Source organism: Halomonas terrestris (assembly GCF_049166755.1).
In the GTDB taxonomy this organism is placed as follows: domain Bacteria; phylum Pseudomonadota; class Gammaproteobacteria; order Pseudomonadales; family Halomonadaceae; genus Halomonas.
Map to the genome: position 1 here is coordinate 435,379 of NZ_JBMHFZ010000001.1, position 25,106 is coordinate 460,484.

Here is a 25,106-nt window from a genome sequence, read left to right on the forward strand (position 1 = left end):
CCCCCAGTGTCAGGATGACGGGTCAGTAGCCAAAGCGAGGTGGGAAGTTGGAGAGTGGGGGTTGTCGACCGATCCACTCAGCCTCAGCTAATGCCTCAGCTTCTTCGACTTCTTCCTCAGTAAGCTCATCCCGATGATCTCGCACTGCCCACTTATACAAGTCATAATGCGTCTCGACTGCGAGTGAATATAGAATTGCCCAGCCTTTCACTTTATCTACTTCATTTCGACACCTGCCATCTCTTTGTGGATCTAGATAGCACCATCCCACCCCAAACCGCTGCTCAACATGACCATGCTCAGATGCAATTTGCATCCATTCCCAGGCTTCGTCATAGCGCTCTTGAGCAATGAGTGCATGAGCAAGGCCGCTCATTCCGGGCACATACCCTTGCTCAGCCGCTCGACGAAACCATTCTTCTGCCGCAGCCAGGCGGCGGCCATTGGTAAAGTACCAGCCGCGCCCCCCCCTGATTTGCTGGCCCCAGAGGGCTTGGGCTTCCGGTAGTCCCGCTCCGGCGGCACGCTTCAACCATTTGCCTGCTCGAGTGGGAATGCCCAGCATGTTGTAAACCCCCGTTAATCGAGAGGCGTCGAGATGGGCGTAGATGTGGTACAGCGCCAGCATGGCATCGGGGTCGCCGGCCTCGGCTTTGGGTAACGTGATCTCTAGCGCTGCCTCACGCCATCCGTCGCTGCCCTCGGGACATCTATCGCCGGCAATACAGGCACCTCCTCTAAACAATTGCAGCATGGCATAAGGGTCGCCATGCTCAGCAGCCCGCAAATACCACGCCATGGCTTCTCGGGTCAGACCCATCATATGCTGTCGCCGCTCCGTCTCTCCCATGTAATACATGGCATCGACATCGCCTGCTTCCGCTGCTTGTTGCAGATAGGAGAGGGCCGCTGTCGAGTGGCCAATGTTATAAAGTCGCATCCCCTCGTCCTTGGCGGCCTGCACCTCGGGCTCCAGGGCCCAAGCGGCAATAGGTAAGCTCAACACTGCCATCAGCAGGCTGGCTTTTACTGTCTTGCGCATAAGATTAACTGTCCATATCTGCATAAACGGCATAGGTCCCTCTGGGCGATGTGCGTAGTTGGCATCGGTCATCGACTTCTGCGCCTAATCGGTTAGCGATAAGGCGATACCTATCACGGGATCTATTTGCCGGATCGCTCTCAGTTCTTACCTGCTCCATAAATTGGTCCAGCCGATACCGGTTATGGCAGTAGGCCACACCCCAACCGCGCGCCTCGTCGTAGGTGCCATCCAGTGACATCCGAGCCACCGCGCGCTCGAACAGGTGCTGGGCCTTGGCAAAGTCGTAGTGGCCGCTGGCAATATACCCTTCTTCCAGCCACCCCAGGCAGTTGGCGATGGCGATCTGCTGCAGGTCGGTGGCCTGGTTCCGGTCGAAGTGCTCGTCGTCGACGGTATAACCGCGCCAGCCGGGTGGGGTCGCCAGCGTATTCAGTAACGGCCCCAGTGCTTCCGGATACAGGTTCCTTACCCAAGCAGCTAGCTGTGGCGCCTGTTGAGGGTTACTCACGGCATCGACAATCGCATAAGCAATTACCCCTGCCCGGTCGCTTTGCGTCATCAGGTCGTAGAGGCGCTGGATGCCGTCCAGGCCCCGGGCGGCGAGCAGGCCCACGTCGAGCAGGGTGGTGGTCGCCAGGTAGGCGAGGCGGCTCATGCCCTCGAAGGCGTCGCGGTCGACCCAGTCGACGAAGGCGTAGTCGTTGTCGCGCAGCGCCTGGCTGAGCATCATCATCCACAAGTTGAGCTGCTGCAGGTCGAGCTCCATGGCGATCTGGCCGCCTACGCCCTTGCCCGCCACGACCTTGCCCTTGAAGTAGGCCACGAACTTGCCCTGGTGAATGCCCAGGCGCAGGCCGAGCTCGCCGCCTATCCCGCCGGCGGCTTCCAGCCCCAGCACGGCATGGCCGAGGGGGCGCCAGGCGGTGAGTTCGGCCTGCTGGTTGCTCAGGGTCAGCCAGTCGCGATCGGCCAACTGGGGCAGCTGGCGGGTGATATCGTCAGGCGGCTGCCAGCGCATGCTGCAGCGCGTGTTGACCCCAACCGTGGCACCGGCGAAGGCCTTGAACGTGGCCCCCTGCGCCTCGCGCTGGGCCCACTCGAGCCCGGTGAGCTTGACGCCGTTGTGATCGAAGCCCAGCCCGGTTTCGGCCGTCAGCGCCAGGGCGGCACCGGCGAACCCCTTGGCGACCGCCGCGACTTGCAGCGAGTAGCAGCCAAGGTCGCGTAGCTCGTTCTCGCGTTGCGTCAGTACCGCGGCGAATGGCGTGGCATCGCGTTCGTGGGGAAGGTGCAGCGTGCCCAGGCTGATTTCGCCACGCGCCAGGCTGTAGGTGCCTTTCAACTCCAATTGGTACTTGGCCCCGGCGCTGGGGTGCGGCGTGCCCCTTGCCCCCTCGGTGGCACGCCAGGGGCCGTGGCGAGGGCCGCCGATGTTAAGTTCTCCGGCGACTTCGCGACGCTGCCGCACTTGCGCCGATGCCGAGCCTTCCGCCTTAGATCTTTCTTCCCACTCGAAGAGCTGCAGCGAAGCCTCGCGCTCGATCAGGGTCACCGGTTCGTCAAGGTGGACACCCAGCGCATCGTTCAGCGTGGCGTGGGGCGTGCCCACCAGGCGCAGCATCTGCGCCTGGGCGCTGGCATCGAACAGGCGCAGGCGCTCACGGCTGGGGCCGGTGAACAGGATGCGCTGCAATGTCTCCGCCCAGGCGCTCTTGGCGCTTTCTTGCTTGAGAGACTGCACCTCATACCCTTGGGCGTCGAGATAGTCGAAGAAAGCGTCGGGCACGAAGAAGCCCAGGCGCTCCTCGAACCAGTCGGCGCGTCGTTCGATGCGTTCGCAGCCGCGTCGTGCCAGCCAGTTGGAGAGGGCGGTTTCGTTGGCCTCCCAGAGCGTGGCGGGCAGCACGCCATCCTGCTCCAGGTCGCGCAGCAGCGCCGGGCGTTCCCCGTCACGCACGTCGCGCAGCAGGTGGCGCAGACTGACATGGCTCAACGCCTGCTCGGCGCGGGGCGAGCTGAATTCGCGCAGCGGGAAGTCCTTGCGGACCAGCACGTCGATGCTCTGGCGGCGGTAGCCCAGGGCATGGCGCTGGTCGCTGATGTCCGCTTGCCAGAACAGCACCCGCTGGGGGCGCATGCGGGCCACCTGCGTCTCGGCCAGTTGATAGAGCACATCCAGCTGCGCCACCAGCCGGTTGAAGGCCTCGCGCTCTTCCTGAAAGAGGTGAATCGGCAGTGCCGAGCGATGCGCGGTGGCCGTGGCCCACTGCCCGAGTTTCGCTTCCACCTCGCCGAACAGGTCCGCGGCTTGCTGCAGCACGCGGTTGTAGTGATCGAAGGCCTCGATGCCGCGCTCCAGCCCGGCGGGGGATCCGCTCAGCGGCGCAGCGGCCAGGGCCCACTCCGGCGTGGCGACCCCCAGGGTGGCAAGCGCGAGAATGCTGTCGCAGTAGGCTCGCAGGTCGGCATCGAGTCGGTCGGCCTCGCTACTAACGAAATCGCCGATGACGGCGCAGCGCGACGAGTCCCTGGGCGACATCGATTCGCAGTCGGCGAGGAAGGCCTGGTATTCCACCAGCGCCTCGCGTACCGGGAGCAAGGCGCCCGGCTGGTCGACGGAGGCGTGCTTCTGAATGACGGCGGCCCGGCACTGCCGATAGGATTCCAGCGCCGATTCGATTTCCGCTTCCCAAGGGCCGTAGTAGCCGCCGCCCTCGATCACATAGCCTTCCTCCCTGGCACGCTCCATGCCCCGGCGATAGAGTTCATGCAGCTCCTCCACCAGGCGGGTCTCCTCGCCGTTCCATGCCCGGTCCCAGAGACGCGGGGTGCCGACAAGAAGGGGAGAGACCCAGAACCAGAAGTTCTCGTTCAGCGGGGTATGGGCGCTGACGCGCTGAGCCGGATCGGTCTCCTCGTCGCCGCGCTCCTGCATCAGTTCGCCCAGGCGCTTCAGCTTCTCGCCTGCCTGCTCGCGCTCGGCCTCATCCAGGAAGTATTCCGGCCGCGCCGGCAGGAAGCACTCCATCACGCCGGCATCCTTGGAGAGGTGCTCCAGGCGCTGGATGGGATCCTCCACCTTCACCCAGCCGGCGAGCTCCTCGGCGGCTTCGTGCAGGGCGTCGGCGACCTCCTGAGTGAGCAGCCAGAAGGTGCCGGTACCGGTGAGATAGAGGATGTCGGCCCAGGGGGCCGCTTCGCAGGCCATCGGCGTGGGAACATCCAGGCCGCCATCGAAAGCGGGGGATTGGAACTCGGGCAGCAACAGCGGGGCGTGCAGGCTGCCGGGCCCTGTGTTCGAGGTCATGAATGGCGCTCCAGTTCGCTGATTTTCTGCCGCACGGTGAGGCTCGTATCGAACAGGATGGCTTGGGCTTGGCGCCACATTGCAGCATCGGCGTGGCGAACCAGGGGCAGCAGGCGCTTCCTGTCCCGCCAGCCTGCGATGTCAGCCTCGGCGAGCTGTGTCAGCCGCTCCAGCCATTCGTCTGGCAGTTCCTGCAGCGGTAGGTCGGTCGCCTGGCTGAGCCACCAGGCGCGCTGGATCTCTTTCAGGGCCCGTTCCAGTTCGTGGGTCAGCGGAGGCGCCTTGGCGTCGCCCTGGTGGGCGGCAGGCTGCCAGGCCTGCCAGTGCCCCTGGGGCGTTGGCGTGGAGACCCGCCCGAGCGGCCCGATGCAGTGGGCGTAGGCGGTGTCGCTGCCGGCGGCGAGCAGAGCCGTACAGGCGGTTGGGTCTTGCACGTTCACCAGCGATTGACCGCCGAGAGGATCGTCGAGCACGAACAGGCGGCGCATATGGTCGGCCAGGGCATCGAGTCGGGCGCCCTGCGTCGGCTGGAAGGCCCAGCCGATGCGCTGCTCGCGGCACAGGGCCTCGGCGGCCTGCCAGGCTTCGCTGCCGAGCGTGAGTTCGAGCAACCAGGGGCTCGCCTCGATGAGCGGTGCCAGGGGCGTGCCGGCGAACAGGGTCAGGAAGTCGTGCCAGCCGGGTTGGCCCACGAGCGCGGCGCAGCGCTCGGAGTCACGGCGCTGGTCGAGTACCACATAGACGGGGTGCTGGGCTTCGAAGCCAGCCGCCACGGCATCGACGCGCCGGCTGCGCTCGCCGATACGGGTCAGCCAGCCAGGCATGGGCAATCTCCCCGGCTGCACTGGGTATCGCTCAGCTTGCCGCACAGCGGCATCAGCGTCGCCTCGGAAAGCCGGTAGTCCATGAGCCTGGGCAGGGCGGTGGGCGGTATCGCCGCATGGCTCTCCGGCACCGCCCGTCCCGGCAGCAGCGGCGCTTCCACCGCCTGGCCAGAGCCGTTGCCGGGGCTGCCGCCGGCGTTGATGCGCACGCTGGGGCCGACCAGGGTCACGCCGCTACCGTCGAGCTTGAGGAAGCTGCCGCCGGCGTTCAGGGTCAGCTCGCTGCCGGCCTCCAGCACGACCTTGTGGCCGGCCTTGATGTGCAGCTCGCGGCCGCTCTCGGTGAGCCAGGCCTGGCCGGCGTGGACATGCAGGCTGCCCTGCACGATCAGGTGCTGGCTGCCGTCGGTCTGCTCATGGCGGTTGCCGCGCACGGTGAGGTGGTCGTCGCTGTCAATTTCGGCGATACGGTCGTGGTGCACCTTGAGGTGGCTGTCGTGGCCGATCTCCTCCGTGCGGTCGTGGTTGGTGAGAAGCTCCAGGTCCTTCTGGGCGTGCAGCCAGATCTGCTCCCGGTCGGCCTGGTCCTCGAAGCGCAGCTCGTTGAAGCCGTCGCCCTGGTGGCTCTGGGTGCGCAGCACGGTGCGGGTCTTGTGCTCGGGCAGGGCGTAGGGCGGGGTGTTCACCGCGTGGTAGGTGCGCCCGGTGATCAGCGGCTGATCGGGGTCGCCTTCCAGAAATGACACGACCACCTCGTGGCCGATCCTGGGAATCGCGATGCTGCCGTAGCCGCCGCCGGCCCAGCCCTGGCTCACTCTCAGCCACGCACTCGCCGTTTCGTCGGGCGCGGCGTAGCGATCCCAGGGGAACTGCACCTTGACCCGACCGTGCTCGTCGCAGTGGATCTCTTCACCTTCGGGACCGACCACGAAGGCGACCTGGGGGCCGTCGACGCGGGGCCTGGGGTCGGGCTCGGGGCGCCAGGCGGTGTCGGCGGGGGTGAGGACGAGCTCGTTGTCATATTTCGTCATCCCGGCCGCATCGCCTTGGGTGACACCATCCTCTTCCAGCGCCTGGGGCTGCTCGCCGTGGTGCTCGACCGTCACCACCTGCCAGTCGCGGTTGAGACTCTCGGCATCGTGGCCCGCGAGGGTGAAGCGGGTGCCGGGGGCGAGCTCGGGCAGGTCGCTCTCGGCCTCGGCGGTCAGCGCATCGTGGCGCAGGCGTTCCAGGCGAATGCGGGTGAAGGCCTCGCCGGAGGCGTCCGCCTTGTAGCGGCCGGGGTAGTCATAGTGTTCGTAGTCGTCTCTCTGCGCATGCTCCTCCAATCCCTCGGCAGCGTGCTCGTGTCGTTGGGAATACGCGGGCTGCTTGAAGGAGGTGTCCTTGAGGATCGCCGAGGCGGGCCGGACCCGCGATACCTGGCGGAGCTTGCGCACATGACGCAACGGCGGCGTGCCGCCGGCACGGCCGTGGTAGGGGCGCTCGCCGAGGCCGGCCAGCACCTGGGGGTCGTCGGCGAACACCAGCCGGTGGACGCCGTTCGGCGCGTCCTCGAACTCATGGAAGTAGCACAGCCCCTCCTCGGCGGCCAGGCGCTGGATGAAGGCCAGGTCGGTCTCGCGGTACTGCACGCAGTACTCGCGCTCGGCGGGTTCGCGGGTCACCGCGAAGGCCACGTTGGTCAGGCCGTGCTCCTCGCACAGGGTGTTGATGATGGTCAGCGGCGAGACCTTCTGGAAGATCCGCGAGTTGTGGCGCAGGCCGAGGCGCCACAGCGCCGGCTGGAGGGTCAGCGTGTAGCGGGTGCGGCGGTGGCCGCGGTCGCCGCGGCCGAACTCGGTGGCGATACCGTGGATGCGGCGCAACGGCGTGCCGTCCTGCCAGATCGTCAGGGTCAGCTCGCGGTCGAGGAAGGTCTCGGGCGAGAGGTCGCCGTCGCGGCTGGCGAGATTGACGACCAGCGCGAAGGGTGCCGAGAGGGTCTCGGTCAGCGTGAAGTCGACCACCGCCAGGTCGGGCTCAATGGCCCCGGCGAGCGCCAGGGTGAACTGCAGTCCGGTTGCGTTGGCCATCTCAGCTGCCCTCCCCGGTGGCCGAGCCGATCACCACCCCGCCGCAGCTCACCGCGTGGCCGGTAAGCGCCGCCGGCTTGCCGTCGATCAGGATGGTTCCCGAGCCCTCGGCAATGGCGCGCGGGTGTGACGAGTGCTTGGGCTTGTCGTGGGGCGCCAGGGGGTCGCCCTGACGCGCCACCGGCTTGCCGTCGATCGTCACCGTGGGGCTGCCGGCTGTCACCGGCGTGGGGGGGAAGCCATCGTGGTCGGTACCGATGTCCCCCACGAGTACGAGCTTGCGTCCCATCTGACGTTCTCCTCTGTTGGGTGCCCGGCCTTAGTCCCACTCGGCCGGCGCCTCGAAACTCGCCACGTTCGAGGCGTTCACATGCATGCGCTGGAAGCCGGCGTTCTCGAGGCTGCGAACCGCAGGTTCGCAGGCCAGCGGCAAGCGCGTCCTGAGTGGCGTGCCGCTCAGGTAGCGTCGCGCCGCCACCAGCAGGCGCGCCCCGTGGCCGCTGCCCTGCCACTCCGGCTCGATGAAGAAGAAGCGCAGCTGCCAGGCCGCCTCGTCGTCCGGCCGGCAGGCCAGCAGCATGCCCAGCGGCGGCCCCTCGCCGTGCTTGAGCACCAGAAGCCGGCCCTGCCAGTGGGCCACGTGGCTGCCATCACGCTGCAGCCACAGGTCGCGATGGGCGGTGAACTCGAGGGCCCGCCGGAGCGTCGCCAGATGTGCCTCGTCGCGCAGCACCCAGGGGGAGTGTCCCCGGGCATCGGCGCGCTTCGCCGCCGCGAGGAAGCGCTCGATATCCTCCTCCCCGGCCGCCTCCAGGCCATCCGCGGTCGCGGTACTGCCCGTCGCCGGGGCGCTCGGCGCCTCCTCCTTGCGCTTGCCGGGGAGCAGTCGCTTAACTATCGCCAGCATCGAGGCCTCCCTCGGCGTACAGGGCGGTGGGCAGCCGGTAGCCGGCAACCAGCGGGCGCGTGAAGGGGTTGCGCGAGCCATTGGCATGCAGCCGATAGCGCATCGAGCCGCCGTCCACGTGGAAGCGCAGCTCCAGGTCGCGCTCGCTGGCGCTGGTGATCTCGGCCTCGTCGAGCAGCCGGAACCAGGCCCAGGCGCCGTCGCGGGTCAGGCTGCGCGGCGAGCGGTTGACCTGGCTCGGCACCAGGGTCACACGGCTCTCGTTGCCGCTCCGCAGGGCATTGGGCCAGATCATCGAGACCCGGTTGCTGGCGCTGTGGGCGTACTCGATCAACTGGCCATCGACGTTGATCACGCTGCGCCGCTTGTCGGGGCTGAGGCTGAGGGGCTCCAGCGAGAACTCCACGTCGAGCACGCCGTCGCGGCCGAAATAGGCCTGACGGATGTGCTCGGCACGCTCGATGGCGGTGAGCACGCTGCCACGCAGCAGCGAATTACCCTCGGCATCGAGCAGTTGCTCCGGCGCTTGCTCGATGAAGGGCCGCAGGTTGTCCTGGTAGAAGCTGTCGAGGATGCCACCGGCGGAGAAGAAGGCCTCGAAGTCGCTCAGGGCCACCTCCCGCGAGGCCTCGCGGGCCAGTGGATAGCGTCCGGCCAGGCGATCCTGGTACGGCGCCACCACCTCGTCGAGCCACTGGTGCTCGAGATGCCGAATGGCGCTGGCCATCAGCAGTTGCCAGCTCTGGTCGGCCAGGCTCTCGAGCATCCGGTCCACCGGGGCGGGGGTGTCCTCGGCGATGCGCCTCAGGTCGTGAATGGGGTCGCCGCCGCGCAGCGCCAGGCGGTCACGGGCGCTGACGAAGGCCGCACGCCCCGGATCGCTGGCCCCCTGCACCTGACGCAGATAGTCGCGCAGCTCGGCGATGGCCGTCTTGATCTCGGCGATAGCGGACGGGTTGTCCCCCCGGGCGTCGATCAGGCCGTTGAGCTCGCCGAAGTTCCGCTCGATCTCGCCGGCCAGGCGGTAGCGAGGCGAGCGCTCCAGCGCCTGCCGAGCCGCCTCGTCGTCGACCGGCAGTTCGGGATACAGGCGGGTATGGTGGGCGATCTCGCCGAGCAGGCGGTCCAGTGGCCGGCTGGCGCCGAGCAGGGTATCCGCCACCACCACGGCCTGGTCGATATCGGGAATCGGTACCAGGTCGATGTCGTCCAGCACCTGGCGCCAGGTCACGTGATAGTCGCCGATATAGCGCTCGCGCAGGGCGTCGCGCAGCTGACGCTGGTCGGCCTCGCTGAAGGCGATGTCGTCCCGCCGGCCCAGCACCCAGAGGTCGATCAGGGCCAGCTCGGTGGCCTGTTCGATCTCCTTGAGGAAATAGCCCTCGAAGCCGTCACGGGTCACCAGGCTGGGCAGGCGCAGCTTGTCCGGGTCGTCGTTGCGTGCCATGAACACCGCGCTGAAGGCCGGCCCCACCCCCTGGCGAAGGTCCAGCACCGCGCCGCTGCGCCGGTCGCTGTTCGCCTTGAGCGTGGCGTAGACCCGCTCGTCCATGGGCTGGCGCGACAGCTCCTCCTGAGCGGCCTGGAGGCTGCCGCGCAGCGGGGTCATGGCCAGTTCGGCGTGTCGGTCGCCCGCGGCCGCGTGTCCCTCCAGGTCGGTATGGACCAGGGCGTAGTCGAGGTGGTCGAGCAGGCGCTCCTGCACGCTGCCGCGCTGGGGAAACTCGCGCTGCCAGCGCCGGGCCATGAAATCGTGCACCCGCTCGGGCTGGCGGCCGCTGGCATCGGACATCATGCGCAGGATGCGCAGCAGCGCCAGCTTCTCGTTGCTGCCCGCTTCGGTACGGTTCATGTCGTCCATGATCCCGACCATCAAGGCGGGCAGGAAATGGTACTCGAGCATGGCCAGATAGGCGCCTTCCACCTCGCGACCCACCGAGCGCCCCTGGTAGAGTCCCATGTCGGCCAGCCACGGCAGCTGCTCACGGTAGTCGCCGAACTCGAGGGTCGCGCTGCGCAACCGGTCCAGCGGCTCGAGCAGGGCATGGCCGGTGGGGTCGTCGCCGCGCAGCTCCCCCGGCTGGGCGGCCAGGAAGTCCCGGGCCTTCTCCTCCACGGACGCGAGTGCGGCGGCGTTCTTCTGGTAGAAGTGGCTCCAGCCGCCGACCAGTACCAGGCCCCCGAGCAGGCAGGCCAGCACGCTGGTCCGCCGCAGGCGCCGGCGACGGCGAGCGGCGCGGGCGTTGTCGCCGGCGAGCCCCGCCTCGGGGTAGATCACCTTGTCGAACAGCTCCTCGGTGAAGTAGAGGGCGCTGCGGGCCGCCCGGTGCGCCGGCTGCACGCTGTCGGCCATGCCGTAGCGGCGCGCGGCGGCGTCGACGAAGGGGTCCTCGGGCACCCCCTGCTGGTAGACCGAGGTGAAATAGGTACCGCGCACCATGGCCGCGGTGGAGAAGCGGTCGCTGGAGAGCGCCTCGCACAGGAACCCGAGCAGCACGTCGCGCAGGCCGGCGAGCTGGCGCACGAAGCGGAATACCGACTCGCGCTCCTCGCGGTCGCGGCACTCGGCGAGCAGCGACGGCAGGCTGCGGTTGAGCCGCTCGAGCATGTCGTCGTAGGCGGTGGCGAACTCCTCCTCCCACCGATCGGGCCTGTCGAGGCTGGCGGGGCTGAAGGTGAAGCCCAGGGGGGCACGCCGCGCGGCCCGGGAGTAGTGCCGGAAGAAGTCGTCGAAGCCGTGCAGCAGGTCCATCTTGCTGAAGGTCACGTAGACCGGCAGCCGCGCGCCGTGACGCTCCATCAGCTCGCGCAGGCGAGCCCGCAGCAGCGAGGCGTAGGCCTTGCGCACCGCCACCCGGGCATCGCTCAGGCGGGCCAGGTCGAGCACCAGCACCACGCCGTCGAGCGGCCGCTGGGGGCGATTGCGCTCCAGCCAGTCGACGAAGTGATCCCACAGGCGGCTCTGCGACTCCTGGGGCTCGCCGCCCTCCAGCGCCCCCTGGGTCAGCAGCTCGCCGTCCGGATCGATCAGCACCGCCTTGTCGCCGATCCACCAGTCGAAGCCGAACTGGCCCTTGCGGCCCTGGCCGGAGGCCTTCATCACATGGGTGAGGGCGAAGTTCTGGCCGGAGCGGTTGATCAGGCTGGTCTTGCCGGCGTTCTCGACCCCCATCACCAGGTACCAGGGCAGCCGGTAGCGCACTCCCGGCCCGCTGCCGAGGTTATCGTCCAGTTCCCTCAGGATGGCGTCGAGGTTCTCCTCCTGCCGTTCGACCTGGGCCTGGACCGGGTCGAGCTGCAGGCGCTCGGCATGGCGCCGCTCGGCGTCCACCTCGCGCAGCCGTCGCGCCAGGCGAATGCCCCATACCAGCACCCCCAGGGTGACCAGCGCCAGGGTCGCCAGCAGCCGGTTGAGCCAGGGCCCCAGCGGCTGGCTGCCGCGAACCTCCCACATCGGCCCCAGCCACCAGATCGCCACGACCAGGGCGGCCAGCAGCAGCCACCACAGCAGGGCCGAGAGCCTGCTCGCCTGTCTGCCGACCCCCTGGGCCCTGTTGCCATGCGCCTTGGCCAGATTGGCGTTGCCTTGTGCGCGTGAGGCGCCGGGTATCCAGCGACTCAGCCCGGACTTCAAACCTTTCCACATGAGCCTTGGCCCTCGTCCCTGTCGGTGATGTTGTCGAGCACGGTGTCGTGCCGGTATTGGAAGTCGTTGGTCGTGTCGTTCATGAGCGTCCTCCCGCCTGCTGGGCTGCCTCGAGGCGCGACAGCAGCGACGGCTCCCACTGCTCCAGGTCGATGCCCGCCACGGAGTGCTGCACCGCCCGGTAGTGCTGGGCGGCCAGTGCGGCCAACCCCGCCTCGTGCAGCAGGTCGGCGCTGGCCAGCCGCCAGTAGGCGGTCTCGCGGGGCGAGCGCGCCTCGGCCAGTCCTCGATCCAGGACCGCCAGGGCGACCTCCAGCCCGTCCGTGGCGAGACAGTCGCGGGCCTGCTCCAGCCCGGCCTGCCAGGGGTCCCCGCCGCCATCGCCCGTCGCGGACGCTGTCCCGCCGGCCGGCGCGCTCTGCAGCCAACGCCGCGTCTCGTCGTCGACGAAGGGGCTGCCGTCGTTGAAGCCGAGCGCCTCCAGGCCAGGCAACCGCGCGACGAAACGGGCCGCCTCGTCGCGGATCGCCTCGGCGCAGCGCGGATGGCCGAGCCGCTCGGCCAGGGTCGCGCTCAGCCGATGCCCCTCGAGCCAGTAGGGGCTGACCGCCAGGCTGTTCTCGATGCGCCGCCACAACTCGGCGTCGCCGCCGCGGGCCAGGGCATCGCGGTAGTCCGCCACGCGGTCGGCGGCCACCGGCGCCAGCTCGGTGCGCCCATCGTCGCGGGCGGCCGGCAGCGCCTGGATGGCACCCCAGATCGCATGGCGGCGCAGCCGATAGCTCAGCGCCTCCCCCGGCGACTGCTCGTCGAGGAAGTCGGCCATCTTGAGCAGCGCCTGGCGGTTGCCGCGCTCGTTGCCCGCTTCCAGACGCATTTCCGGCATCTTCGCCGCCGGCGGCGCCTGGTCCTGGTCGCGCTTGGCGACGGGCGCCTCGGCGGCAACGCCGCGTCTGGTGCCCGCCGACGATGCCTGACGGGGCCGCGCCTGCTGCAGCTGGCGGCGCAGCGCCACCAGGGCGTCATCCGGCAAGCGGTGGTCCCGGGCCGCGGCCAGCAGCCCCTCGAGGGCGTCCTGGCACGCCCGGAGCTCGTCTTCGGCGTTGCTGAAGTCGAGGGTCTCGGCGAGGGTCGCGGCCCGCTGGGTGAACTGCCGGAACAGCCGGGGCCGCAGCCGCGCGCCCTTCGGCCCCTGGAAGGGGTAGGCTCGGTCCCACCACTGCTCGAGACTGCCCGCCAGCAGATGCAGCGACAGGGCGAAACGCACGCCGTCGCCCCCGCGCTGCAGGCAGTGCAGCAGGTGGCCGAGCACCCTGAGGTCCTTGCCCTCCTCCCCGAGCAGGCGCATGGCACAGGCCTCGGCGCCCTGCCAGCCGACCTCGCCGTGCTGCAGCGAGCCGATCTTCATCATCTCCTCGTCGAGCCAGGCGTAGTCACTGCTGTCGTCGAGGGGACGGCCCACCCCGTCGGGTTCCAGGGGCGCCAGCAGGGGCGCCAGGTGCGCGTCATTGGTGATTCCCATGCCAGGCTCCTTACCAGCGACAGGCATCGCGCAGTGGCCGGATGTGCTGGCGCAGCCCCGCTATCTCGAAGCGCAGTCCATCCAGCGCGCCGAGGTCGCTGCCCAGCACCAGCTCGTCGGCATCGAGCAGCTGGCGCAGGGTGGCGATGGCCGGCAGCCCGCGGCCGCCGCTGACCACACGGCCGCCGTCTCGCACCCGCCACTCCTGCTGCTGCTCGCGGCCGGCGGCCACCAGGCGCAGCCGGGCACGCGGCTCGCTCACGGCTGTCGGCAAGTGCAGCTGGAATCGGGTGATCGACTTCTCGCAGGCGATGACCAGTTGCGGGCGCGGCGGCACGGAGCCCAGCGCCGGCACGCTCATCAGCACCTCGTCCGGTGTCTCGCGCACCAGAAAACCCATGTCGTCACCGTCCCGTGCGGCCTCCAGGGCAGTGATCGCATGCCACAGCGCCGGGCGGGCATCGCCGTCGGCCGCCAGGTCCTCGGCGGACTGGAAGAGGGCGTCGTAGCACCCCAGCCGCTCCAGGCGCGACTCCAGCACCGCACAGTCGCGGGCCCTCTCCAGCAGCTCGCCGGTGGTGTCGTCGGCAAGCGGGGCCATGACGGGGAGTGCCAGCCCCATGGCCAGCCCCAGCCAGGCCGCCGGGCGATTCACGAAGGTCAGGCTCATTTGGCATCCAGTTCCAGCTGTCGGCACTTGTGTGCCAGGGTCCGCTTGGGCAGACCGAGGCTCTCGGCCGCCAGGGCGCGATTGCCGCCGAACAGCAGCAGGCGCTGACGGATCAGCTCCGCCTCGTAGTCCCGCAGTGCCCGGCGCAGATCGTGCACCTTGCTCGCCGCCTCGGCCGTGGTGTCATCACCGCCGCCCGGGGCCGTGTCCTCGGGCTCCGGCTGTCCGGGCAGGGCCGCGGGCTCGATATCGTCCCCCGCACGGGTCATCGCGCAGGCGTAGTCGATCAGGTTCTTCAGTTCGCGCACGTTGCCCGGATAGTCGCGCCCGCGCAGCTGGCGCAGGGCGGCCGGGGTGATGCCGAGCTCGTCGCGCCCCTCCCGGGCACAGAAATCCGCGGCGAAGGCCTCGGCCAGCACCGCGATGTCCTCGCGCCGCTCCCGCAGCGGCGGCAGGGTCAGCGGGAACTGCCCGAGCCGGTAGTAGAGGTCGGCGCGGAAGCGCTGGTCGCGGATGCGCTCCCTCAGGGGCTGATGCGTCGCCGCCACCAGGCGCAGGTCGGCCCGCCGCTCCTCGCTCGCCCCCAGCGGGCGATAGCGGCCGCTCTCCAGCACCCGCAGCAGCTTGGCCTGCAGGGGCAGCGGCATGTCGCCGATCTCGTCGAGGAACAGGGTGCCGCCGTCGGCCTGGCCGATCAGGCCCTCGCGGGCCCGGTCGGCACCGGAAAAGGCCCCCCTGGCGTGGCCGAACAGCTCCGACTCGAGCAGCGATTCGGGAATCGCCGCACAGTTGATCGCCATGAAGGGACCCTCGGCGCGGGGGGACAGCCGATGAATGGCTCGCGCCACCCGGTCCTTGCCGGTGCCGGTCTCGCCCTGCAGCAGCACCGCGAGGCTGGTCTCGGCGGCGCGCACCACCTGGTGGCGCAGGGCCTGCATGGCCGGTGAGGCGCCCAGCAGGTCGCCGGCCAGGCGGTCGGCCAGTTCCTGACGGCGAGCCCCATCGCTGAGCTGGGCCAGGGATTGACGCAGTCGTGTCTCGCGGTGGCGCTCCCCCTGGTGGCGCGACAGCCGGGCCCACAGCCGGCACAGCAGCGATTCGAAGGCGGCGAACTCGGCATCCTCCGCGAGGCCCGCCAGCACGCTGTCATCGCCGGCCATGGCCAGGGCACCGAGCCACTCCCGCGCGCCGTCCAGGGCCCGCAGCGGGCGGACCTCGAGCTGCAGGCGGCCGGGCAGCGCGGCCACCTGGGCCTGGAAGTCCGGATGGTCGAGGCGCGAGCGGGCCTCCGCCAGGCCCAGTCGCAACACCCTTCCCTGGCGGATGGCGTGGGCGTAGGGATGGCGAAAGTCGTCACAGGCCAGGCGGGCGTCGACGCGATCGCGGCCCAGCCAGCGGCCACTCTCTTCCAGGTAGAGGCACTCCGCCCAGGCCAGCCCGCAGCCATCGCGCAGCAGCCCGCTGCCGCGCTCGCGCAGCTCGGCGGGCGAGGCACTCTCGACCAGCGCCAGGGCCTGGACCATGCCGTCGAGCCCCCGCCCCATGACCCGGCCGCCCCCGCCCCGGGACGTGTCGATCGCCCTCATGTCCATGGCTTCACGCCACCTCCGCGGTGAAGGTGCCGCTGTCGGCATCGACGCCGAGTTCGACGCGCGTCACCGGCTCGTGACGCGACATCCGGTCGAGCAGGGCCCGGGAGACCGGAGGCAGCAGTTCGCCGTCGATCACCGACTCGAGCATGCGCGCGCCGTTCTCGCTGCGCGTGGCGCGGGCACAGATGGCCTCGGCCAGCGCCGGGTCGAGGACCACCTCGGCCTGGCGGTGGCGCTCGCGAATGCGCTGGCCCAGGGTGTCGAGCTTGGCGAGCACGATGTCGCGCAGGGTGTCGGCACCCAGCGGGACGTAGGGAACCACCTCCATGCGCGCCAGCAGCGCCGGCTTGAAGAAGTCGGCCAGCACCGGGTAGAGCGCCTCGTCCAGGGCCGCGGGGTCGTCGGCATGAGCCACGATGGCTTCATAGCCGAGGTTCGAGGTGAGGAAGAACACCACGTTCCTGCAGTCGATCAGTCGTCCTTCGCCGTCGGCCAGCTCGCCCTTGTCGAAGGCCTGGTAGAAGAGGTTGAGCACGTCCGGATGGGCCTTCTCGACCTCGTCGAGCAGTACCACCGAGTAGGGGCGCTGGTGGATCGCTTCGGTCAGCAGGCCGCCCTCGCCGAAGCCCACGTAGCCCGGCGGCGAGCCGATCAGCCGCGAGACGGTGTGCTTCTCCTGGTACTCGGACATGTTGATCGTGGTCAGGAACTGGCGGCCGCCGTAGAGGCCTTCGGCGATCTGCACCACGGTCTCGGTCTTGCCCACCCCGCTGGGGCCGACCAGCAGGAAGGCGCCGAGCGGCCGGCCCGGGCGACGCAGGTCGGCGCGGGCGGTGAGCAGGTGGCGGTGGACGCGCGCGATGGCCGTCTCCTGGCCCTGCACCAGCCGGCCCAGGGTCTCGGGCAGCTCGGTGAGCCGGGTCAGCTCGTCGCGGGTCATGCGCTCCACCGGCACCCCGGTCCAGTCGCCGATGACCTGGGCGATCTGCGCCTCCTCGACGCTGGCGTTGACCAGCGCGAACTCCTGCTGCAGCTCGCTGAGCCTCGCCTCCTGCTCGACCAGCGCCGCCCGCAGGCCGTCGTGGTCGGCCTCGTCGGCCGCGTCGTCGAGCAGCCGGCGGTGCAGCGACAGGATGGCGTCGACGCATTCGCGCTGGGCGGCCCAGGCCGCCTCCAGCGTCGCCAGCTCGGCATCGAGGCTGGCCAGCCGCTCCTCCAGCTCGGCCAGGTGGGTCTCGTCCGGGCGGCGCCCGAGCTGCGTCTCGCGATCGAGCTGGTCGCGCTCGCGCCGGGCGGCCAGGTGCTCGCTCTTGAGGTGGCTGAGCCGCCGCGGCGGGGTGTCCAGCGCCTGGGAGAGCCGTGCGCAGGCGGTATCGAGCACGTCGATGCCCTTGTCGGGCAGCTGGCGGCCGGCCAGGTAGCGGGCCGAGAGCTCGGCCGCGGCGCGCAGCCCGCTGTCGCCGACCAGCACCCCGTGGGCGCGCTCATAGACGTCGCGCAGGCCGCGCAGGATCACCAGCGCCTGCTCGACGCTGGGCTCGGAGAGTGCCACCGGCTGGAAGCGCCGCGACAGCGCCGGGTCCTTCTCGACGTACTTCTTGTACTCGCGCCAGGTGGTGGCGGCGATGGTGCGCAGCTCGCCCCGCGCCAGGGCCGGCTTGAGCAGATTGGCGGCGTCGCCGCCGCCTTCCGCGTTGCCGGCGCCGATCAGGGTGTGGGCCTCGTCGATGAACAGCAGGGTCGGCCGCGGGGCGCTCTTGACCTCGTCGATCACCGCCTTGAGGCGCTTCTCGAACTCGCCCTTGACCGCGGCACCGGCCTGCAGGGCGCCGAGGTCGAGCGCCAGCAGCTCGACCTCGGCCAGCGCCGCCGGCACCTCGCCGGCCACGATGCGCGCGGCGAGCCCCTCGACCACCGCGCTCTTGCCGACCCCGGCGTCGCCGATGACGATGGGGTTGTTCTTGCGCCGGCGGCCGAGGATGTCGAGCATCTGGTCGATCTCCGGGTCGCGGCACAGCACCGGGTCGAGCTCGCCGCGCCGCGCCCGGTCGGTCAGCGAGGTGGCGAAGCGGGCCAGGGCGCTGTCGCCCTGGCTTGCGCTGGGCTGGCGGCGCCCCGAGCCCGGCTCCTGGTCCCGGGGCGCCTCGGCGGAATCCCGGGTCAGCCGCTCGAAGTCGCGGCGCAGGCTCTCGCGGTTGATCTCGGCCAGCAGGGCGGCGCTCTTCGGCCCCAGGTAACGGCCGCTGTCGTGCAGCAGGGCGGTGAAGATCATGCCGCTGCGCAGGGCATCGTGGGCGAACTCGGTGGTCGCCAGCAGCCAGGCGTCCTGCAGCAGCTCGACCAGCAGCGGCGAGAAACTCGGCGTGGCCACCTCGAGGTCGCGCGGCGGCCGCACCTCCTCGGCGAGCCGGGCGCGCAGGTCGAGGGCATCGATGCCCTGGCCGTCGAGCAGGCAGCGCAGGTCGCACAGCGGCTGGTCGATCAGCGCCTGGAGCAGGTGGCCGGCGGTAACTTCCGGGGCCTGCTGCTCGGCGCACAGCAGCGCGGCCTGTTCGAGCCCCTGGCGGGCGATGGCGTTGAGTCGGCCGATGAGTGCCGGAAGCGCTACCCTGAGCATGGTCTCTCCTAACGGTAAATCTGATCGAGAAGGGCCCCGACCTGGGCCGCCTGCTGGTCCAGCGACCAGGCGAAGCCCAGGTAGGCGCCTGCCATGGCGATGGCGAACAGGGCAAAGACCGACCACACCGGCAGGCCGCGGCCACCGCGACGGCGCCCCGGCACCACGTTGTCGAGCGGCCGGGTCAGCATGTCGTCGGGGGTCTCGCCAAGCGCCGCGAGCTGGTCGCCGAGCGAGCGCACCACGTGTTCGTACTCCTCGCGGCCATGGGTCATGACCCGGTAGCGGCCCTCGAAGCCCAGGCACAGGCAGAGGTAGATGAAGGCCAGCATGTCGCGATAGCGCTGCGGCTCCTGCTGCAACCGGGCGAGGATCGAGAAGACCTTCTCGCCCCCCCAGGTCTCGTTGTGGAAGCGGGTCAGCAGCGAGTGCTCCGCCCACGTGCTCTGCTGCCCCCATTCGGTGCCCATCACCGCCTCGTCGATGAACGAGCAGAGCACGTAGCGGTAGGCGAGCAGGGTCGGTCGGTCGTAGCCCTGCTCGGTGAGCTCGATCTCGATCGCCGAGATCTCGTCGACCACCTGTCGGTAGAGCCGCTCGATGTCGCTCATGGTGTCGAGCTGGCGCACCCGCACCACCATGCCCAGCAACGAGCCGGCGGCATCCACCAGCGGGTTGAGGTTGTGGCCGCGCAGGCGGAACCAGTAGTCCTCGTCGGCGTCGAGCTGCTCGGCATGGCTATGGATCAGCCGCTCGAGCCCCCGCTCGTTGATGCGATCCTCGTGCCGGCCGGGGGAATGGCGATCCACGGCGCCGGCGTCGGACTCGAATTGGGTGGCAAGATCTTGCATGGCTTAGCTCCTGATCGCCCAGAACTGCATTTCCAGGCCGGGGAATTCGCCCGCCACGTGGAAGGCGAAACCACTGGCACCGTCGAGCATGCCCCAGGCCTGGCTCTGACGGTCGAGCCGGAAGTAGCTGTAACCGGCGTGATAGGGCAGCTCGCGCGGCGCCACCGGCAGCGGCTCCAGCGGCACCCCCGGCAGCTGCAGGCTGATGAGATCGCGGATCCGCTCGACGCTGGCCACCTTGGTCTGCTGCAGGAACAGCTTGCGCAGCCGCTCGTTGGGCATGTCGGCGCGTACCGCGAGGATGAAGTCGGCATCGTCGAGCAGCCCCGCATCCGACAGCGGCGCGACCAGCAGGCCATAGCGGCGCGCCTGGAGCTGGATCGCCAGGGCCCGCGGCTCGAGCACCGTCGACAGTGCCTGGCGCAGGCCCTGCATCAGCATGCGGAAGGCACGCTCCGGGTGGTCGTGGTCATAGGCCGGGTACTCCGGCGGCAACCGCGACTCGTCGGTGAAGGTGACCAGCTCGCTGGCGGTCTCGAGCATGGTGTCGAAGAGCCGCTCCGGGTGCAGCTGCCCCAGCCGCGCCAGGTGGGCGAAGCGTGGCTGGGCCCGGTTGAGCAGCTGCAGCAGCATGAAGTCGGAGACGTCGGCCACCCCGGTCTGGTGGGGCGTCGAGAGGCGCTGGGCGATGTTGCGGGCACGCTCGCGCATCAGGCCGGCCATCTCGCCGACGAAGCGCTGCAGGGAGGGCGCCGCCTGGACGTTGAGCAGGGTCGGCAGGAACTGCTCGTCGAGCACCAGGCTGCCGTCGGGGCGCCGCTCGACGATGCGTGCCACCGCGAGGCAGGCGTAGGCGCTGCGATCGTCGCGCTCGAGCAGCAGGCGGGGGGCGACTCGCGCCACGTCGAGCTCGGTGCTGTCGCCGTCGCGGGAGTGCAGGTCGCGCACGCCGCGCTGGGAGAGCCGATAGCGTGCCGGCAGGTCGTCGCCGGGCCAGCGCACCTCGCCCACCGCATCGGTGGCCAGCGGCAGGCCCAGGTAGACGATCTGGTTGGTGATCCCCGGATCGTCGATCTCCAGCGGCTGCGGTTCGATGTCGTCGTCGGGCAGCTGGAAGGCGGTGCCATCGGGCATCACCCCGCTGGCGCGACTGATGGCGATGCGTCCGAAGCTCAGGAACTCGGCGTTGAGCTCCAGCATCAGGAAGCCATGGAGGTAGTGGCTGACGCCACGCAGGCGGGCATCGAGCAGCCCTTCCAGGCTGCGCTGCTGCTGCTGGAAGTGCTGCGGCTTGATGAACAGCCCTTCGCTCCATACCACTCGGTTGCGGCTGGCCATTACTCTTCCTTCCTCAGCTCGGCCTCGAGCTCACGCAGGTGCACCAGCAGGTGGTAGTCACCGCCCTGCGAATCGATCTTGACCACCTTCTTCCACTGGGCCCGGTCGGGGGCGCTGTAGAAGGCGATGATGCCGATGTAGCGGGTTTCCTCATCGACCTCGAAGGGTTCGAAGAACTTCCACTGCCCGGGCAGCAGGGTGAAGTCGTCATGGGTCAGGTAGTTGGTGCCCAGGGCCTCCTCGAGGTCGTTGCGCAGCTGGTCATGGTCGGCGGCCATCAGCATGGAGTCGTCCTTGAGCTGCAGGATCTGGAAGCGCAGCGGCGTGCCGTCGCCGTCGACGTTGGGGTTGACCCCCGGCTCAGCGACCATGGCGAGGTCGACCCGGGTCGGCCGTGCCTCGGGATAGCCCACCGGGATCGCGGGATCCTTCATGACCTGCCAGGTCTTGCCGGCCGCTTCACGGGTCGAGGCACAACCGCCGAGCAGCAGCGCCGCCACGACCACCCACAGCCAGGCCAGCTGTCGAACCCTGCTCATGCGCCCTCCCGCTGCTGGCGGCGCACCGACTGGTCGTAGGCCTGCTCGAAGACCTCCCAGAACAGCTTGGCGAAGCCCTGCTGTCGGCCGGAGTTCAGCTCCTGGTAGTAGTGGCGATACATCTCCCAGGCCCAGCCCCCCTCGTCGTCGAGGCGGTTGCCGGCACCCCGGTAGGCGTGGAAGCGCTTGAGCAGGGCGTCGGGCGCGAAGGCGTCGAGGATGGACTGGAGCGCCTGGCCGATGGCCTCCTCCACGGCCGCCTGGTGCTGCCCCTGATGGGCCAGGCACTCGGCCACGGCCGCCGGTGCCGAGAGGTGCACCGGGCTGCGCCGGGCGGAGAACAGCGTCTCCACGGTCTCGCCGTAGGGCTGTCCCAGGCGCAGGGGGTTGTCCTCGATGGGCTGCAAGCGCCGATCGCGCAGCGGGTAGCGGCTGTCGTCCTGGGCCCGGTGCAACGCCTGCAGGCCGTCGATGGCGGCGCGCAGGGTATTGCCGGCCTCCTCGAGGAAGGCCTGCTGCTCCGCGCTGTCGCGGAAGCGCAGGTCGGCGCCCAGGGCGCGCATCAGGGGATCCGCGCCGACATGCCCGGTCGCCGCCGGTGTCGCCTCCTGCCAGCGGTCCTCGAGTTGCTCGCCGACCGAGCGTTCCAGGTCGTTCAGCAGCCGTTCGTCCATTTCCCTGTTCATCTCCGTGGTGTCCTCGTGTCGTCGAATCGTCGGCTGGGTGCGCGTCGTGTCGTGCCGGCCCCGCGGGTGATAGTCCGCCCCCACCGTGCTCGTGCCTTCCAGCGCGTCGAGCAGGGGTTCGGTGAAGTCGGGCCCTTCGTCACCGCGGTGCTCCAGGGCGGTGAGCGGGTCGCGATGGCTGGCGCCGGGTGTCGCTTCGCCGAGCGCCTCCAGGGGGTCGTCGTGCCGTGGCGGCGCCAGGCCCGCAGAGGGCGAGGCCTGGACCAGCGGCAAGCCCTGGCCCGCCAGCGCCTCCTGCTCCTCGTTGATCAGCGCCGTCAGCGGCTGGGCCCCGGGCTGACCGGCCTGGCGATCGCCGAGGTGTACCCGCAGGTGATACTCGCCGAGGCGCAGCTCGTCACCGTCGCGCAGGGCGACCCGCCGGTCACGGCCCAGCGGCAGGCTGGCGTGGTTGATGAAGGTGTGGCCGCTGCGGTCGATGAGGCAGAAACGGCCGTCCTGGCGCTCGATCCGGGCATGACCGGGGCGGATGCGCCCGGCATGGTCCTGCAGCAACCAGTCGTCGCCCGGCCCGCTGCCCAAAAAGCCCCCGGCCTCGTGGAAGACGTGGCTGCTGGTGGAGCGGCCTTCCAGGCGCTCGCTGTTGATGACCACCAGGGTGAGGGCCGTATGGGCTGGGGCCTGGCGCCCGGTGGCGTGGGAGTAGGCAGCTTGCATGGGCGTTCAACCTGTCATCTGGATGCGGACCCGGCGGTGCCTGGCGGCACCGCCGGCCTCGGGGTCGACGAAGGTGGTCCAGCCGAGCTGGCAGCTGCCGGCCTCCCCCAGGCGCATCGGCCGCACGGCACTGGGCAGCAGCTCGAGCTCCAGGTCGTAGGCCAGCGGCTCGCGCAGCACGAAATCCACCAGGGTCCTGAGCGGTGCGTGTTCGCCCCCGTCGGGCAGGAAGTCGCGGAAGCGCTCGAGGCTCAGGCCCCTCAGGCAGAGTGCGAACTTGCCGCCGATGTCGGCGACGCGTTCACCGGCGATCATGTCCTCGCCCAGGGTCATCGCCGACCGGCCGGAACGGCTGCGCTGGTCCTCGGGAATGTCGACCCAGCGATGGACCCACTCCTCGAGGTGGACGTCGTCGAGGTCGAAGCAGTGGCCGACGATGCCGCACACCACCTCGGGGGAGCGTGACCGCCCGGCGAGCAGGCCGGTATAGGCGAGCATCTTGCTCCAGTTGATCGGCGTCTCGCCGCGCAGGTCGGCATCGGCCAGGCCGACCAGGGCGAAGATGGCGGCGGAGAAGCCGTCGCTGGCGCCATCCTGGTAGCGCACATGGTGGCGGTACTTGCGCCAGGCGCGATGGACCAGGGTCAGCAGGCGATGATTGAAGAAATCGAGGAAGTCGCCCGCGGCGCCCTCGTGGTGCGCGGCGTCGTGGGCCAGGCTCTCGAGGTAATAGCCGGGCAGCGGCGACTGGGCGCCCTGCAGCCCGAGGAAGCTGACTTCCATCTCGTAGCCACCGGCGGCACCCGGCGCCAGGGCCACCACGTCGCTGCCGGGAAAGCCCAGCGACGCCGACGCCCTGTAACGCACCCGTTCGGGCACGCTACCGCCCCCCCCTTCGAGATCATCGTCGTGGTGGCGATGCAGCAGCTCGACGAGCTGGTAGAAATCGTAGCGACGGGCCCCCTCGAGCAGGGTCGCCGGCGCTATATCAGCGGCTGCTGGCCCGACTGCAAGGTCCATGTGTAACGCTCGCGGTTGTGTCGATTGATGACGTGCAGTTCGTGGAACGAGTTGATGCTGGCGTAGAGCGAGAAGAAACGGGCCAGCACACTGCCGAACAGGTAGAGGCTGCCCTCGTCACCGAAGGCCTCCTGATCGAGGGTCATGACCGAGCGCAGCCCCCGTATCGGCAGGCCGCGCTTGAGCCGGTCGGTGGATTGCGTCTCGATGGCGGTGATCCCCGCCAGCCGCTTGCGCGAGACACGCTCCGCCTGGCGGTCGACCAGCGCCCGGAAGTCGTAGGCGCGCAGCACCGAGCAGAGCGCGTCCCGCTCGAGCAGCGACAGGTAGTTGAGCGACAGGTTGGAGATGAGCGTCCACAGCAGGCTGCCGTCGAGGGTCGGCCGCAGGGCCGGTGTCGGCCGGGTGATATTGCGAAAGTCGGCATGCACGGGGCTGCTCTCGGTGGGAACGCAGACATCGCCCACGGTCAGCCGCTCGGGCAGTTCGCGGTTGCTGCAGGTCAGCCGCAGCGAGATGGTCTCGCGCATGCCCAGGCACGCGCGTTCGTCGCCGCGCACGAAGGCGATATCGTGGTCGAAGCCATCGCCGCGCAGGCTGTCGCGCACCCGCACCCGGTAGTAGAGCGCCTGGCGGTCGCGATCACGCTCGATCTGGTGCTGGAAGCTCTCGAACGGCACATAGGTGCGCGGTTCGCCGCGCACCTTGCCGGACTCGCTCTCCAGCCAGCCGTTGACCGCATCGACACTGAACACCTCGTAGTGCGACGGGACGCGGCTGCTGGGACGAATGCGGTACTCGCTGCGCTCGCCGCTCAGGTCGATGGGGTCGGCGTCGTGGGAGAACAGGTTGATGGCCGGCGTGCAGTAGAGCGCCAGGTGCTCGTCGCGCACCCGGGCATCGGCCGGCAGGGTGCGCGAGAAGACGAAGCGCAGTGTCAGCCGCCGGGCCTGACGCGCGGGCAGATGACGCCCCAGGCCGACCAGATCGATGAAATGGAAGGCCTCGGGGAAACAGAGGTACTCCTGCAGGATGCGATAGCCCTGGTAGGCATTGCGCGGATAGGGCAGCAGCGCGTGCTCGCGCTCGAAGCCCACCGGCTCCAGCAGGTTTCCGGGCAGCGCCATGCGCTCGCCGTCGACCTCGAGCTCGAGACGCGACAGGTAATGACTCATCCACAGGTAGAGGCTGCGGGCCGTGTAGCCGTTGCCGCCCAGGTGCAGGCGCAGGTCGTCGATGCCCAGGGCATCGAGCGGCTGGTCGCTGTGCACGTCGAGATTCAGCTCGACGACCGAGGCCTCGCGGGAGTGGCGCGCCTCGACACCGGCATGCGCGAGGGGATAGAGCGCCACCTCGTGACAGGTACGGAAGCGGCAGGCCGTGCCGTCCACCGGCCGGCACCCCAGCGAGGTACCCGCCGCGACACGCTGGCCGGCGCTCAGGGCGTGCCACTTCGGCGTGAACTGCACCACCGTCATGCTCGGCACCGGGCGCAGGTAGTTGGGCCACAGCATGCCGATCAGCGAGTGGGTCAGTTCGGGGAACTCGTCCTCGACCTTCTCCCGCATGCGGCCGGTCAGGAAGGCGAAGCCCTCCAGCAGGCGCTCGACATCCGGATCGGTGCTGCGCTCGGAGAGGAAGCGGCTGAGACCGGGGTTGGCCTCGGCGAACTCCCGCCCCTGCCGCTTCAGAAAGTCGAGCTCGTCCCGGTAGTAGCGATTGAGCATGCGCGCCTCGTTCCCTGGGTGCT

General features: G+C 69.6%; 17 protein-coding genes. All 17 read right to left on the bottom strand.

Annotated elements, in window-relative coordinates:
* Positions 1 to 22: 22 nt before the first annotated feature.
* Entirely contained in the window at positions 23 to 1,114 is a 1,092-nt protein-coding gene (locus ACOMD9_RS02065) for a tetratricopeptide repeat protein (protein ID WP_421411888.1), read from the bottom strand.
* A complete protein-coding gene (locus tag ACOMD9_RS02070; RefSeq protein WP_421411889.1) occupies positions 1,047 to 4,352 on the bottom strand; it encodes a hypothetical protein in 3,306 nt (1,101 codons plus the stop codon). Before ACOMD9_RS02070 ends, ACOMD9_RS02065 begins: the two co-directional genes overlap by 68 nt.
* A complete protein-coding gene (locus ACOMD9_RS02075) occupies positions 4,349 to 5,176 on the bottom strand; it encodes a DUF4123 domain-containing protein (protein WP_421411890.1) in 828 nt (275 codons plus the stop codon). Before ACOMD9_RS02075 ends, ACOMD9_RS02070 begins: the two co-directional genes overlap by 4 nt.
* On the bottom strand, positions 5,161 to 7,251 hold the full coding sequence (locus ACOMD9_RS02080) for a type VI secretion system Vgr family protein (RefSeq protein WP_421411891.1): 2,091 nt from the start codon (positions 7,249 to 7,251) through the stop codon (positions 5,161 to 5,163). The genes ACOMD9_RS02075 and ACOMD9_RS02080 overlap by 16 nt, the downstream gene beginning before the upstream one ends.
* Position 7,252: 1 nt before the next feature.
* Positions 7,253 to 7,540, bottom strand: coding sequence for a type VI secretion system PAAR protein (locus ACOMD9_RS02085; protein ID WP_421411892.1), 288 nt, complete (start codon positions 7,538 to 7,540; stop codon positions 7,253 to 7,255).
* Positions 7,541 to 7,570: 30 nt separating this feature from the next.
* Positions 7,571 to 8,158, bottom strand: coding sequence for a GNAT family N-acetyltransferase (locus tag ACOMD9_RS02090; RefSeq protein ID WP_421411893.1), 588 nt, complete (start codon positions 8,156 to 8,158; stop codon positions 7,571 to 7,573).
* Positions 8,142 to 11,804 carry a type VI secretion system membrane subunit TssM gene (gene tssM, locus ACOMD9_RS02095; protein ID WP_421411894.1) on the bottom strand — a complete coding sequence of 1,221 codons (3,663 nt, stop codon included), beginning with the start codon at positions 11,802 to 11,804 and terminating at the stop codon, positions 8,142 to 8,144. Before tssM ends, ACOMD9_RS02090 begins: the two co-directional genes overlap by 17 nt.
* Positions 11,805 to 11,883: 79 nt before the next feature.
* Positions 11,884 to 13,326, bottom strand: a complete 1,443-nt coding sequence (tssA, locus tag ACOMD9_RS02100) for a type VI secretion system protein TssA (protein WP_421411895.1) — start codon at positions 13,324 to 13,326, stop codon at positions 11,884 to 11,886.
* Positions 13,327 to 13,336: 10 nt separating this feature from the next.
* A complete protein-coding gene (vasI, locus tag ACOMD9_RS02105) occupies positions 13,337 to 13,996 on the bottom strand; it encodes a type VI secretion system-associated protein VasI (RefSeq protein WP_421411896.1) in 660 nt (219 codons plus the stop codon).
* Positions 13,993 to 15,588 carry a sigma-54 interaction domain-containing protein gene (locus ACOMD9_RS02110; RefSeq protein ID WP_421411897.1) on the bottom strand — a complete coding sequence of 532 codons (1,596 nt, stop codon included), beginning with the start codon at positions 15,586 to 15,588 and terminating at the stop codon, positions 13,993 to 13,995. Before ACOMD9_RS02110 ends, vasI begins: the two co-directional genes overlap by 4 nt.
* Positions 15,589 to 15,592: 4 nt before the next feature.
* Positions 15,593 to 18,205 (bottom strand): type VI secretion system ATPase TssH, encoded by a 2,613-nt coding sequence (gene tssH, locus ACOMD9_RS02115; protein WP_421411898.1) that lies wholly within the window; start codon positions 18,203 to 18,205, stop codon positions 15,593 to 15,595.
* Positions 18,206 to 18,213: 8 nt separating this feature from the next.
* A complete protein-coding gene (icmH, locus tag ACOMD9_RS02120) occupies positions 18,214 to 19,056 on the bottom strand; it encodes a type IVB secretion system protein IcmH/DotU (RefSeq protein WP_421411899.1) in 843 nt (280 codons plus the stop codon).
* A gap of 3 nt (positions 19,057 to 19,059) precedes the next feature.
* Positions 19,060 to 20,394 carry a type VI secretion system baseplate subunit TssK gene (gene tssK / locus ACOMD9_RS02125; protein ID WP_421411900.1) on the bottom strand — a complete coding sequence of 445 codons (1,335 nt, stop codon included), beginning with the start codon at positions 20,392 to 20,394 and terminating at the stop codon, positions 19,060 to 19,062.
* Positions 20,394 to 20,933, bottom strand: coding sequence for a type VI secretion system lipoprotein TssJ (gene tssJ, locus ACOMD9_RS02130; RefSeq protein WP_421411901.1), 540 nt, complete (start codon positions 20,931 to 20,933; stop codon positions 20,394 to 20,396). Before tssJ ends, tssK begins: the two co-directional genes overlap by 1 nt.
* Positions 20,930 to 22,336: a type VI secretion system-associated FHA domain protein TagH gene (gene tagH / locus ACOMD9_RS02135; protein WP_421411902.1), complete on the bottom strand. Its 1,407-nt coding sequence runs from the start codon at positions 22,334 to 22,336 to the stop codon at positions 20,930 to 20,932. Before tagH ends, tssJ begins: the two co-directional genes overlap by 4 nt.
* Positions 22,337 to 22,342: 6 nt before the next feature.
* Positions 22,343 to 23,356, bottom strand: coding sequence for a type VI secretion system baseplate subunit TssG (gene tssG / locus ACOMD9_RS02140; protein ID WP_421411903.1), 1,014 nt, complete (start codon positions 23,354 to 23,356; stop codon positions 22,343 to 22,345).
* On the bottom strand, positions 23,320 to 25,083 hold the full coding sequence (gene tssF, locus ACOMD9_RS02145; protein ID WP_421411904.1) for a type VI secretion system baseplate subunit TssF: 1,764 nt from the start codon (positions 25,081 to 25,083) through the stop codon (positions 23,320 to 23,322). Before tssF ends, tssG begins: the two co-directional genes overlap by 37 nt.
* Positions 25,084 to 25,106 lie beyond the last annotated feature (23 nt).